At 72.7% G+C, this 13,061-nt stretch carries 11 protein-coding genes; 7 read left to right on the top strand and 4 right to left on the bottom strand.

What is annotated here, in order from left to right:
- Nucleotides 1–194 precede the first annotated feature (194 nt).
- On the top strand, nt 195–1,571 hold the full coding sequence (locus AB0B57_RS29355; protein WP_357076826.1) for a protein kinase: 1,377 nt from the start codon (nt 195–197) through the stop codon (nt 1,569–1,571).
- 123 nt (nt 1,572–1,694) lie between these two features.
- Nucleotides 1,695–2,957: a nucleotide sugar dehydrogenase gene (locus AB0B57_RS29350; RefSeq protein ID WP_357076823.1), complete on the top strand. Its 1,263-nt coding sequence runs from the start codon at nt 1,695–1,697 to the stop codon at nt 2,955–2,957.
- Nucleotides 2,958–3,083: 126 nt separating this feature from the next.
- Here AB0B57_RS29350 and AB0B57_RS29345 read toward each other — a convergent pair whose 3' ends face one another.
- The 4 genes from AB0B57_RS29345 to AB0B57_RS29330 all read right to left on the bottom strand — a co-directional run bounded on the left by AB0B57_RS29345 (nt 3,084) and on the right by AB0B57_RS29330 (nt 8,339).
- The gene (locus AB0B57_RS29345; protein ID WP_357076820.1) at nt 3,084–5,555 is read right to left on the bottom strand and encodes an ABC transporter permease; all 2,472 of its coding nucleotides are present in this window, start codon (nt 5,553–5,555) and stop codon (nt 3,084–3,086) included.
- 147 nt (nt 5,556–5,702) lie between these two features.
- On the bottom strand, nt 5,703–6,368 hold the full coding sequence (locus AB0B57_RS29340; protein WP_357076817.1) for a response regulator transcription factor: 666 nt from the start codon (nt 6,366–6,368) through the stop codon (nt 5,703–5,705).
- On the bottom strand, nt 6,365–7,576 hold the full coding sequence (locus tag AB0B57_RS29335) for a sensor histidine kinase (RefSeq protein ID WP_357076814.1): 1,212 nt from the start codon (nt 7,574–7,576) through the stop codon (nt 6,365–6,367). Before AB0B57_RS29335 ends, AB0B57_RS29340 begins: the two co-directional genes overlap by 4 nt.
- Nucleotides 7,577–7,643: 67 nt before the next feature.
- Entirely contained in the window at nt 7,644–8,339 is a 696-nt protein-coding gene (locus AB0B57_RS29330) for a DUF305 domain-containing protein (protein WP_357076812.1), read from the bottom strand.
- A 138-nt stretch (nt 8,340–8,477) separates the two neighbouring features.
- Between AB0B57_RS29330 and AB0B57_RS29325 the strand changes: the two genes are divergently transcribed.
- From AB0B57_RS29325 to AB0B57_RS29305, 5 genes are all read left to right on the top strand, one after another.
- Nucleotides 8,478–9,914, top strand: coding sequence for a hypothetical protein (locus AB0B57_RS29325; protein WP_357076811.1), 1,437 nt, complete (start codon nt 8,478–8,480; stop codon nt 9,912–9,914).
- A 130-nt stretch (nt 9,915–10,044) separates the two neighbouring features.
- Nucleotides 10,045–11,256 (top strand): SLC13 family permease, encoded by a 1,212-nt coding sequence (locus tag AB0B57_RS29320; RefSeq protein WP_357076808.1) that lies wholly within the window; start codon nt 10,045–10,047, stop codon nt 11,254–11,256.
- 128 nt (nt 11,257–11,384) lie between these two features.
- Nucleotides 11,385–11,540 carry a lasso RiPP family leader peptide-containing protein gene (locus tag AB0B57_RS29315; RefSeq protein ID WP_357076804.1) on the top strand — a complete coding sequence of 52 codons (156 nt, stop codon included), beginning with the start codon at nt 11,385–11,387 and terminating at the stop codon, nt 11,538–11,540.
- Nucleotides 11,541–11,574: 34 nt separating this feature from the next.
- Nucleotides 11,575–12,219, top strand: coding sequence for an ATP-binding cassette domain-containing protein (locus AB0B57_RS29310; protein WP_357076801.1), 645 nt, complete (start codon nt 11,575–11,577; stop codon nt 12,217–12,219).
- Nucleotides 12,216–13,058, top strand: a complete 843-nt coding sequence (locus AB0B57_RS29305; protein WP_357076798.1) for an ABC transporter permease — start codon at nt 12,216–12,218, stop codon at nt 13,056–13,058. The genes AB0B57_RS29310 and AB0B57_RS29305 overlap by 4 nt, the downstream gene beginning before the upstream one ends.
- The last annotated feature ends 3 nt before the right edge of the window (nt 13,059–13,061 follow it).

Genomic DNA, 13,061 nt, shown 5'->3' with positions numbered 1-13,061 from the left:
AGGCCTCGACTCGCCTTTCGGCCGCCGTCGCGCGCCCGCTCATCGAAATATGTCGGCTTTCGTCACGGGACGTCGTCGTACCGTCACAGAGACGCAGCGTCCACACAGGTCAGCCAGGTATACCGGCGCCGGGCACCCGTTCGGCCGACAGCCCGTGTCACGCCTGGGCGCGCGACTCTGGGTACGGTATTGCGGTGTTGTCATCGGAGGTCGTGCTCAGCGGTCGGTACCGCCTGGACGAACGTGTCGCTACCGGCGGTATGGGCGACGTCTGGCGTGGCGTGGACCTGATCCTCGGCCGGCAGGTCGCGGTCAAGGTGCTGCTGCCGACACTGGTCTCCGACCCCGACTTCATCGCCCGGTTCCGGGCCGAGGCCCGGATCATGGCGGCGCTGCGGCACCCCGGCATCGTGCAGGTCTTCGACTGCGGTGCGGAGGACCTGCCCGACGGCGCAGGTCGGGCGGACTACCTGGTCATGGAGTTCGTCGCCGGCGAGCCGTTGTCCAAGCGGATCGAGACGGCCGGCCGCCTCGACGTGGCCGAGACGATGTCGATCGTGGCCCAGGCCGCCTCCGCGCTGAACGCGGCGCACCGCGGCGGCATCGTGCACCGCGACGTCAAGCCCAGCAACCTGCTCGTGCTCGAGGACGGCTCGGTCGTCCTGGTGGACTTCGGCGTGGCGCGTTCGCTCGACATCACCAGCATCACCAGCACCAACGCGGTGCCCGGCACCGCCCTCTACATGGCCCCCGAGCAGGCCGCCGGGCGACCGGTCAGCGGTGCGACGGACATCTACGCGTTGGGCGCGGTCACCTACTGCTGCCTCACCGGCAATCCGCCGTTCACCGGCGACAACCCGCTCCAGGTCGCCGTCCGACACCTCGACGACGAGCCGCCGGAGCTACCGCACGAGATTCCCGAGGCGGTTCGCGCCCTGGTGTCCCGGGCCCTGGCCAAGGACCCGCAGGATCGGTTCAGCAGTGGCGCCGCCATGGCCGAGGCCGCCCGGACCGCGGTCACCGGCGGCGAGCCGCCCACCGCGCTGGCGGCAGCCGTTCCGTTGCGCGACGGCGGGCCGGGCGGCCGTACCGAGGCGGCGGCCGGTGCGGCGGTGGCGGGTGGGGCCCAGGCCGGGCGGGACCGACGGCGGGGCCCGCTGGTCGGCGCGGCGGTGGCCGTGCTCGTCGCGCTGATCGGGCTCGGGGTGGCCCTGGCGACGACGCACAAGACCAGCGAGAACCCGGCGGTGAAGCTGCCGAGCACCTCGCCGACGGTGGGGCCGAGCGGCCCGTTGGACCTGCCGGCGGGCAACGAGCAGGTCGCCACCGGTGGCCCGACCCGGCCCGACCGGTCGGCGTCGCCCGGCGTCTCCCCGTCGGCGTCGATCTCCGCCACGCCGAGCACGCGACCCAGCCAGACGACGAGCCCGACAGCGCCGGTGGTGACGCCGACGGCGACGACGGGGCCGACCACCGGCCCGACGGGTCCCGCGACGACCCCGTCGCCGGCGCCCACGCCGAGCGCGACGGAGAGCACGCCGACCGAGCCGGAGGGAGCGCCGGGCAACTGAGCGTCGGTTTCACCCAGCGCCGATAGTCCCACCAGCACCGATATCCCCAAAACGGACGTGCGTCGACGAACACCCCTCTAGGCTCTCCGCAGGTCATATCCACCATCTGCCGCGGGAGCCTGGGTGAGAGCTGAAAAGCTGGTCGTGATCGGTCAGGGATACGTCGGGCTGCCGCTGGCCATGCGCGCCGTCGAGGCCGGGCTGGACGTGGTCGGCCTGGACGTCGACGCCGACCGGGTGAAGCGTCTCGCCTCCGGGGAGTCGTTCGTCGAGGACATCCCGACCGACCGGCTGGGCCGGGCGTTGGGCAGCGGCCGGTACAACCCCAGCACCGAATACACCGACGCCGAGGGCTTCGACATCTGCGTCATCACCGTGCCGACCCCGCTGCGCGACGGCACCCCCGACCTCAGCTTCGTCGAACAGGCAGGTGTCAGCCTCGGCCCGTACGTGCGCCCGGGGTGCACGGTGATCCTGGAGTCGACGACATACCCGGGCACCACCGAGGAGTTGCTGCGCCCGCTGCTGGAGTCGGCCAGCGGGCTGCGCAGCCCCGGTGACTTCCACCTCGGCTACAGCCCGGAGCGCATCGACCCGGGCAACCCGACGTGGCGGTTGGAGAACACGCCGAAGGTGGTCTCCGGCGTGGACGCGGCGTCGCTGGCCCGGGTGGACGAGTTCTACAGGCGCCTGGTGGAACGCACCGTGCCGGTGGACTCGACCCGGGTGGCCGAGCTGACCAAGCTGATCGAGAACACGTTCCGCCAGGTCAACATCGCGCTGATCAACGAGCTGACCATGCTCTCGCACCACCTCGACATCGACGTCTGGCAGGCGATCGACGCCGCTGAGACCAAGCCGTTCGGCTTCCTGCCGTTCCGGCCCGGCCCCGGCGTCGGCGGGCACTGCCTGCCGATCGACCCGTGTTACCTGTCCTGGCAGGTCAAGCGCCGCCTCGGCCGGCAGTTCCGGTTCATCGAGTTGGCCAACGACATCAACCACGAGATGCCCGAACACGTCGCGCAGCGGATCATGGCGGGCCTGAACCGGGACGGCCGGGCCGTCAGCGGCGCCCGCCTGCTGCTGCTCGGCCTCGCGTACAAGAAGAACACCGGCGACATGCGGGACTCCCCCGCGGTCGACGTGGCCCGCCGGCTGCGGGCCATGGGCGCCGAGGTGCACGCGGTCGAGCCGTACGCCGAGGCGCACCACATCCCGGATGGCGTCACCGTGGTCGAGCTCACCGCGCAGGAGGTCCGCGCCGCCGACGCGGTGGTGGTGGTCACCGACCACGACAGCTTCGACTACGACCTGGTGGTTCGGCACGCCCGCTACGTCTTCGACACCCGCAACCGGTGCGTCGGCCCGATGGTCGAGCGCCTGTAGACCCGGCACCGCTGGCCGGTCCCGCCGCCGGGAAAGACGGCGGGACCGGCCGGCGGATGTCCGTCCGCACTCCCTGCCGGCCGCACCCACCGGCGGCAGGGCCGCGCCCGCCGGCAGCGGGACCGGTCACTGGTCGGCGAGCGCCTCGACGACCGGGCGGGACAGCGCCCGGCGGGCCGGCAGGACCGAGGCCAGCAGGGCGGCCACCACCGCGACGCCGAGGATCAGCCCGAGCTGGCCGAGCGGCAGCACCAGGTGGAAGTCACCGCCGAGGCGGGTCAGCAGCGCCATCGCGGAGGCGCTGACACCGGTGCCCAGCCCGACGCCGAGCACCGCGCCGACCAACGCCATCAGCACCGCCTCGACGGCGAGCACCGCCCGCATCCGTCCCCGGGTGAGCCCGACCGCCCGCAGCACGGCGTTCTCCCTGGTCCGCTCGACCACCGACAGGCTCAGCGTGTTCGCCACGCCGACCAGGGCGATCACCACGGCCAGGCCGAGCAGCGCGGTGACGAAGGCGAGCAGCATGTCCACCGTGCCGGTGAGCATCTTCTTGTACGCGCCCTGATCCATCAGGTTGACCGTCGGGTAGCTGCCCAGCACCGTCTCGATCGCGTCCCGGGCCCGCTCGACGCTCACTCCGGCGGCGGGGTCGATCTCGGCCAGGAAGCCCCGCTGACCTCCGAAGAGCGCGGCGAAGTCCGCGTCGGACATGTCGATGACGTGGCCCGCGGGCGCGTCGGCGGACGTGTCGTCGGTGACCACGGCCGCCACCTGGAACGACCGGTCCGCGACGGTCACCGGGGAGCCGACCCGCAGGCCGCGTGCCTGCGCCAACTCCCGGTGCACCAGCACCTGCCCGGGCCCGACCCGGGTGGCGTCGCCGGCCACCACCTCGCTCAGGGTCCGGCTCACCAGCGCCGGGTGGGCCGCCCGGATCTCCACACCGGCGACGACCGTGTGGCGCTGCTCGTGCACCACCCCCAGCTCGGGGCGGGCGGCCAGCTCACCGGTGAGGGCGGCGGGAAGGTTCTGGCCGATTCCGCTGACCACGAAGTCCGTCCCGATCTGGGCGTCCACGCTGCGTTCGATGCCGTCCTTGGTGCTGCGCGCGCCGACCATGAAGGCCGACACCAGTCCGATCCCGATCACCAGGGCGGTGGCGGTCGCGGCGACCCGCCGTGGGTTGCGGACCGTGTTGGCCACCGCCAGCGCGCCGGTCGCCCCGAGGACGCGGCGGGCCGGCCAGCCGAACACCCGGGCCAGCGCCGGGACGAGCACCGGCCCGAACAGCACGATCCCGAAGAAGGTCAGCACCCCGCCGGCCGCCACCAGCACCAACTGGCCGGCGCTGGCGGCACCGGCCAGCGCGGCGACACCAACGGCCAGCAGCACCGCGCCGAAGGCCAACCGAACCCGACCGGCGCTCCGGCTCGGCTGCACGGCGGCGTCGGTAAGCGCGGCCACCGGTGCGATCCGGGTGCCCCGCCAGGCCGGGAGCAGGGCGGCGCACACGGTGAGCGCGGTGCCCAGCAGCAGACCGGTCAGCACCGTCGAACCGGTCACGCTCAGGCCACTGGTGCCCGGCACGTCCAGGTGCGACATCAGCAGCCGCATCCCACCGGCGAGGCCCACCCCGAGCAGCACCCCGAGCGCGGAGGCGACCAGCCCGAGCACCGCCGACTCCAGCAGGGCGGCCCGGAAGACCTGCCCCCGGGTGGCACCGATCAGGCGCAGCAGCGCGGTGCGCCGGGTGCGCTGGGCCAGCACGATCGCGAAGGTGTTGGCGATCACGAAGCCGGCCACCACCACGGCGACCCCCACGAAGATCAGCAGCAGCATCCGGAACTGGTCCGCGTTGCGGACCGCCTCCTCGACGGCCTCGTCGAGGATCCGCTGGCGACTCTTCACGGTGGCGTCGCCGCCGGCCACGGCACGCACCCGCTCGGTCACCGCCGCGACGGAGACACCCGGGCGGGCCGCCACCATGATGCGGCCGTAGCCTCGCTGGCCGGTGAGGGCCAACGCGTCCGGCCCGACCAGGCCGACGAACGGGCCGCCGACGTCGCGGACGGTGCCCGCCACGTCGACGGTCCCCACCAGGGTGTACGCGCGGGCCGCACCGCCGCTGCCGCCGACGCGGACCTCGGAGCCGAGCGGGAAGCCCTCCTCGGCGACCGTCGGCGCGTCCAGCACCACCTCTCCGGCCCGGTCGGGCAGCCGCCCGGCGACCACGTCGTACGAGCGCAGGGCCTGCTCGGTGGGGATTGCCACGAGCATGGTGAAGCCGAGCACCGGACGACCGTCAGAGCCGAGGAGCCCGCCGGTGTTGGTCAGCTCGCCGTCGGCGGCGACCACCCCGTCGACCGCACGCACCCGGTCGACCAGAGCCGGGGACAACAGCTCCGCGCCGGTCGCGTAGACGCCCAGGTCGGTGTGTCGGTCGAAGGTGCCGGCCCGCTCGTACGCGCCGTCGCGCATCCCGTCGACGAAGATCATCGTGCCGGCGACGAACGCGACACCGAGCACGACGGCCAGTGCGGAGAGCAGCATGCGCAGCGCCTCGGCACGCAACGAGCGCAGGGTCAGGCGGATCATGCGGGGCTCCCGGTGCAGGTGGCGGATCGGACCCCTCCGACGCTATGGCCGGAGCCGGTCGGTTGAGCTCCACCGGAGTGCTCGACCTGCGTGCGCCCCGGGTCGCGCCGCGCCCACCGCCGGCTACGACCCAGGTCGTACGCGGCGTCATCCGCCGGGTGTCACCAGCCCACTCTCGTACGCCAGGACCACCGCCTGAACCCGGTCGCGCAGTTGGAGCTTCGCCAGGATCCGACCGACGTGGGTCTTCACCGTCGCCTCGGCAACGTGCACCCGGGCGGCGATCTCCGCGTTGGACAGGCCCTGTGCGACAAGCAGCAGCACCTCCCGTTCCCGGTCGGTGAGCTGCGTGAGGCGCGGGTCGGCGCTCGGGGCGGCACCGAGTTGCCCGGCGAAGCGGTCCAGCAGGCGCCGGGTGATCGACGGTGCCACCACCGAGTCGCCCTGGGCCACCACCCGGATCGCGGCCAGCAGCTCCTCCGGCGGGACGTTCTTGAGCAGGAACCCGCTCGCCCCGGCCTGGAGTGCGGCGAACGCGTCCGCCTCGGTGTCGAAGGTGGTCAGCACCAGCACCCGGGGCCCGCCGGCGGGTCGGTCGGCGCAGAGCCGCCGGGTCGCCTCCACCCCGTCCATGGTGGGCATCCGGATGTCCATCACCACCACGTCGGCCTCGGTGCGGGCGAGCACCCGCAGGGCGTCCGCGCCGTCGATCGCCTCCCCGACCACCTCCAGGTCGGGCTGGGAGCCCAGCACCATCCGGAACCCGGCGCGCACCAGCGCCTGGTCGTCCACGATCACCACCCGGACCGTCATGCCGCGATCACCTCCGTCGCCGGGTCAGACGGTAGCGGTAGCCGGACTTCGAGCTGCCAACCCCCGGCCGGTCGGGGGCCGGCGGTGAGACTGCCGTCGTACACCGTCACCCGCTCCCGCATCCCGAGCAGACCGTGACCGCCGGACGGCGCCGGGCTGACCAGCGGGCGACCCCGGCCGTCGTCGCGCACCCGGACCACGACGGCCTCGGCGGTGTACGTGAGGGCAGTCTCGACGACGGCGCCGACGCCGGCGTGTTTGAGGGCGTTGGTCAGCGCCTCCTGCACCACCCGGTAGACGGTCAGCTCCAGCCCCGGCGGCAGGGACGGCTGGTCGCCGGTGACCGTGCTGCGGATGTGCAGCCCGGCGTCGCCGAACCGGGCCAGCAGGTCGGGCAACTCGGCAAGCGCCAGCCGCCGGTGCTCGGGGTCGGCGGCCACCGCGAGCTCGTCGCCGCCGGTCGGGCCGGCGTCGCGCAGGACGCCGACCAGCCGGCGCATCTCCTCCAGCGCCGCCCGGCCGGTGTCCGCGACCACCTTCACGGCGGTGCGGGCCTGGGCGGGGTCACGGTCGAGCATGAACCGGGCGCCGTCGGCCTGGACGATCATCACGGCCAGGCTGTGGGCGACCACGTCGTGCAGTTCGCGAGCGATCCGGGTGCGCTCCTCGGCGACCGCCGCCCGGGACTCGGCCTCCCGTTCGCGTTCCAGAGTGGTGGCCCGCTCCTCCAGGCTGAGCACGTAGAGCCGGCGGGTCCGCACGTTCAACGCGACCAACCACACCGCGCCGGTGACCAACGCGTACCACAGCGCGGTGACCCACCAGCTGATGACGCCGGGAGTCTGCACGGCGGCGAGCACCACGCCCACGGCGGCGGCCGCGCCGGCGAGCACCGCGGCGCGCAGCCGCTCGCCGTACTTCACCACGCTGTAGAGCGCGATGAGGACGGCGACGTCGAAGGGCAGCGGGCCCCACTGGGCGATCACCTGCACCAGGCCGAGCGCCGCGATCACCACGGTCACCGCGCCCGGGTGCGCGCGGCGGAACAGCAGCGCCACGGCCATCCCGACACAGACCAGCGCGGCCGCCCAGCCGCCGGCCAGGTTCGCCGCGCCGGCCAGGCCGATGAGGGCCACCGCCGCGGAGACGGCCACGTCGAAGGCGACGCTGCGCAGCGGGCGACCGACCATCGTGCGTCTCACGGTCACCCAGCGTACGTGCCGCGGGGCGGGGCCCCGCGCGTCGGCCGGGTCGGACGATCCCGGTCGGCGCGGCTCAGTGGGCGAGAACCTCGCGCATCCGGTCGATCTCGACGGTCTGCTCGGTGGCAAGCGAGGTGGCGAACTCGTTGAGCGTCAGGTCGGAGCCGACCGTGAGCAGGTTGGTGGCCATCTCGATGGCGCCCTCGTGATGCGCGGTCATCATCCGGACGAACAGCCGGTCGAAGTCCGGGCCCCGGGTGGCGGCGAGCTGCCGCATCGCCTCGGGTGTCTGCATGCCGCGCATGGTGCCGTGGTCGTGCCCCTCGGCCTGCGCCGGGAGGCCGCGAGTCTGCAACCAGCCCCGCATCATGCCCATCTCCGGCCCCTGGCTGGCCCGGATGCGCTCGGCGAGGGCGCGCACGTCGGGATCGGCCGCGCGGTCGGCGGCGAGCTCGGCCATGGCGAGGGCCTGCGCGTGGTGCGGGATCATCATCCGGACGAACAGGACGTCCAACGAGTTGTGCGGCGCGGGGCCGGCGTCGCGGACCTCGTGGGCGGCGCGGGTGGCCGCCGCCTCACCGGGGCGGCCGGGCGCGATGACGGTCAGGTCGGTGGGGACCGGGCTGACGGTCGGCGTGGGTGATGTGGAGGTGGCCGGCGCGGCGCCCTTGTCGGTGTCGCCGCCGGAGCGGTGCACGACGACAGCCACGAGCGTGAGCATGAGCGCGAGTGTGACGATCGCCAGGGTTCGTGCGCGCCGGTTGGTCATGGGCCACTCCCTGGAGTCGAGGTCACCGCGATGCTATCCATTGACGCAGGCACTTTGATGTGACCCGGGTCACATCGACGTTCATCGCCGGACGGTAAGGTGTCGACAATCATCTTCCCCTTGCGAAGGGCCTCGCCGATGATCAGACCTCACATGCCACGGCCACGCCACCTGCGCATCGTGGCGCTCGCCACGACCGGCCTCCTCGTCGCCAGCGCGCTCGTCGCCCCGGCGAGCAACGCCCAGGTGGCGCCGCCGTCGGCCCCGCCCACCAACACGATCCCCGGCGTCGACGAGATCGTGAGCAGCCCCAACCTGCGACAGATCGCCAACGTGCCCAAGGTCGCCCCACTGGACGCGACAAACAGCGACATCGCCTTCCAGGGCAGGTACGCGTTCGCCGGCAACTACAACGGCTTCGTCATCTACGACATCTCGCGGCCCAGCGCGCCGACGGTCACCGCCCGGGTGCTCTGCCCGGGGTCGCAGAACGACATCTCCGTCCACGGGGACCTGCTCTTCCTCTCCACCGACTCGTCGCGCAGCGACGACTCCTGCACCAGCACCCCGCAGGGGGCGGACGTGAAGGGGTCCTGGGAGGGCATCAAGGTCTTCGACATCAAGGACAAGGCCAACCCGCGCTACATCAAGTCCGTCGAGACGGCCTGCGGCTCGCACACCCACACCCTGGTGCCGGGCAAGGACCGCAAGGCGGTCTACCTGTACATCTCGTCGTACAGCCCGCGAGCCGAATTCCCGGACTGCCAGCCGCCGCACGACTCCATCTCGATCGTCAAGGTGCCGCTGAAGAAGCCCACCGACGCGGCGGTGGTCGCCACTCCGAACCTCTTCCCGGACGGCGGCTTCCCCGGCAGCGAGACCGGCTCGGCGACGGCCGGTTGCCACGACATCACCGTCTACCCGTCGAAGGACCTGGCCGCCGGCGCCTGCATGGGTGACGGCCTCCTGCTCGACATCAAGAACCGGGAGGCGCCCCGGGTCATCAACCGGGTCCGGGACACCGTCAACTTCGCGTTCTGGCACTCGGCCACCTTCAACAACTCCGGCACCAAGGTGGTCTTCACCGACGAGCTGGGTGGTGGCGGGGCGGCGACCTGCAACGAGGCCATCGGCCCCAACCGGGGTGCGGACGCCATCTACGACATCGCCGGCCGCGGTGACGCCCGGACGATGACGTTCCGCAGCTACTACAAGATCCCGCGCGTCAACGCGGCCACCGAGAACTGCGTAGCGCACAACGGCTCGTTGGTGCCGGTGCTCGGCCGGGACATCATGGTCCAGGCGTGGTATCAGGGTGGCATCTCGGTCTGGGACTTCACCGACTCGGCCCACCCGAAGGAGATCGCCTTCTGGGAGCGCGGCCCGCTCTCGGCGGACACGTTCGTCGGCGGTGGCACCTGGTCGGCGTATTACTACAACGGCCACATCTACTCCAATGACATGGTCAAGGGCCTGGACGTCCTGGAGCTGAACGACTGGCGTACCTGGTCGGCGAAGCTGACCCGCTACAACGAGCTCAACGTGCAGACCCAGCCCAGCTACCTGGGCTGGTAGGCACCGCGCAGCACACCGGGCCCGGTCCCCCGATCCAATGGGGGGCCGGGCCCGGTCGCGCGGGTGGGACCGGTCACCTCGGCGGGGGTTGCCGGCCGGCCGGCCGTCAGCTGTGCCAACGTGAGCAGACGTGAAGCCCGCAGCCCCGCCCGAGCCGTCCGTGCGTTGGCGCCCGCACCCGCTCGACCTGGTGGCTGTCGTCCTGGCGGTGGCCGGCGCGGGCTGCGCGCTGAGCGGGCTGCTGCCACCGGCGGAGACCACCGCCACCCTGCACCGGATCCTGCCGCTGTTGCTCTTCCTCGGCACCGTGATCGTGCTCGCCGAGCTGACCGCCGTGGCCGGTGTCTTCGACGTGCTGGCCAGCCGGCTGGCCATCGCCTCCCGGGGCAGGTGGGCGGCGCTGTTCCTGCTCTGTGGTGGCCTGGCCACGCTGACCACCCTGGTGCTCAACCTGGACACCACCGCCGTGCTGCTCACCCCGGTGCTGCTCGCGTTGGCCCGCAACCTACGCGTCCCGGCCGCCCCGCTCGCGGTCACCACCGTCTGGCTGGCGAACACCGCCAGCCTGCTGCTGCCGGTGTCGAACCTGACCAACCTGCTGGCCGCCGACCGGGTCGGTTTGACCCCGTTGGCGTACGCCGAGCGGATGGCGCTGCCGCAGCTCGCCGCGGTGGCGGTCACCATGGCGCTGCTCTGGTACGCGTGGTGGCGGCGGGATGGACCGGTCGGCGGACGGTTCGTTCCGCCGAGCCGGCACGTGCCGGCCGACCCGGTGCTGCACCGCGTCGCGCTCGCCGGCTGCCTGCTCTTCATCGCCGGCATCCTCGCCGGGGTGGAGATCGGTCTCGCCTCCACCGTCGCGCTCGCGCTGGTGCTCGTCGGGTTCGTCGTCCGCTCCCCCGCCACGCTGCGTCCGCACCTGGTGCCGGTGCGGCTGCTGCTGTTCGTCGTCGGCCTGTTCCTGGTGGTGCAGACCCTCGGCCAGCACGGGCTGGACGACCTGGTCGCCGGCCTGCTCGGCGCCGACGGCGGTGCGCTCGGCGCGTTGCGGGCCGGCAGCACGGGGGCGGTGTTGTCGAACGCCGTGAACAACCTGCCGGCCTATCTGGCCGGCGAGGCGGTGCTGCCGAGCGCCGACCACACCCGTCTGCTGGCCTTGCTGATCGGCACCAACGTCGGCCCGCTTGCCGCCCCCTGGGCGTCGCTGGCCACCCTGCTGTGGTTCGAGCGGTGCCGGGCGGCCGGGGTGGCGGTGCCGTCGAACCGGTTCGTGCTGACCAGCACCCTGCTCGCGGTGACCGGCACGCTCGCCGCGGTCGGCGCGTTGCTGCTGGTGAGCTGAGCCCGCTCGGGCCACCATTGAATGGTTCTCACCCTGTTGCGACGTATGACCCTCCACGTCGTGTTATCTACCTGAAGCGCGAGATGACCGTTTATGCTAGGTCGACACCGATTCGAGTAGGAGAACCGATGACATCGCACCGCGAACTGGACACAGTCCCGACAGCCGCCTCGGACTACCGGCCGCCGACGATCCAGCGCCTGGGCACCCTCGCCGAGCTGACCAAGGGCGGCACCGTAGGTCCGGACGACGGCCTGGGTGGCGGCGGCGACGGTTCGCTCTGACCCGTCGCCGCCCGACATCGTGGGAGGACCGCCGTTGCTGACGATCCGCCGGGCACAGCGTCGGTTCGGTCGTCGGGTGATCTTCACCGACCTGGACCTCGACGTTCCGGTGGGTGCCCGGGTGTTCCTGGGCGGCAGCAACGGATCCGGCAAGACCACGCTGCTGCGGTGCCTGTCCGGCACGCTGACCCTCAGCGCCGGACAGGCCACCGTCGGCGGCCACCCGGTCGGCTCACGGCCCGCCCGGCACCTGACCAGCGTGTGCCTCGCCCCGGAACAGGGCCTGTACGAGACGCTGTCGGCACGGGAGAACGTGGCCCTCGTCGCCCGACTCCGGCTGCCCCGGCGAGCCGTCCGCGCGGCCGTCGCCCGGGTCGAAGCCGAACTGGACCTGGCCGGCTACGCGACGGTCCCGGTGCAGCGGTGCTCGGCGGGCATGCGAGCCCGGGTCAGCATCGCGCGGGCTCTCGTCGCCGCTCCCGCGCTGCTGCTGCTCGACGAGCCAGGCCGCTCCCTCGACGAGACGTCGCGGGAGCTGTTGTGGCAGGCGCTCGACCGGCGACCCGAGCTGACCTGCGTGATCGCGTCGCACCTCGCCGACGACCGGGACCGGTGCCAGTCCGCCCTGACCCTCACCGGGCAGCAGACGACGACGCCGAGCACGGCGGCCGTGTCGTGACCTCGACCAGCTCCGCCGCGACCACCAGCCGGGCCGCGGGCGCCAGTCCGCTCGCGATGATCCTCGCCCTGGTCCGCCGCGACCTGGGCGACCCGCGGCAGTTCCGGTTGCCGCTGCTGCTGGACCTCGCCTTCGGGGTGGTGAACCTGGTCGTCTTCCTGTTCATCTCCCGGGTGCTCACCCCCTCCTCGGGCACCGACCTCGCCCACTCGGCCAGCTACTTCGACTTCGTGGCGGTCGGCATCACCTTCCTGCTCGTCCTGCAGGCCGCCACGACGCAACTGACCGGTCGGGTGATCCGGGAACAACGCAGCGGGACACTGGAGGTGTTGGCCGCCCAGCCCATGCCGGTCACCGCGCTGACCATCGGGACCGCCGGCTACCCGTTCCTGTTCGCCCTGCTGCGCTCCTGCGTCTACCTGGCGATCCTCGGCACCGTGCTCGGCCTGCACACCGGTCGCGCCGACTGGTGGGGAGTCGCGGTGCTGCTGATCGCCGGCACCGCGTCGGTGCTGGGCATCGGCATCGCCCTCGCGGCGTTCACCGTGGCCGTCGGGCACGGCGACGCCGCCGCCCGACTGTTCGTCGTCGGGCTCACCTTCGTGTCCGGCACGTACTTCCCGGTCTCCGAACTCCCCGGTCCCCTGCCGGAGCTGACCGCGGTGCTGCCCAGCCGGATCGCCCTGGACGGGCTGCGCGCCGCGCTGGCCGGCGGCGACTGGGTTTGGTCGGCCCTGGCGCTGCTGGGTGCCACCGCGCTCCTGCTGCCGGTGTCGAGCTGGGCCTTCGCGGGGGCGCTGCGGGTCGCCGCCAGCCGCGGCACCCTGAAACGCGATTGAGGG

This window comes from Micromonospora sp. NPDC049101 (assembly GCF_040648675.1).
Classification (GTDB): Bacteria; Actinomycetota; Actinomycetes; order Mycobacteriales; family Micromonosporaceae; genus Micromonospora.
The sequence above is the reverse complement of the archived record's forward strand: the minus strand, read 5'-3'. Positions and strand labels throughout refer to the sequence as shown.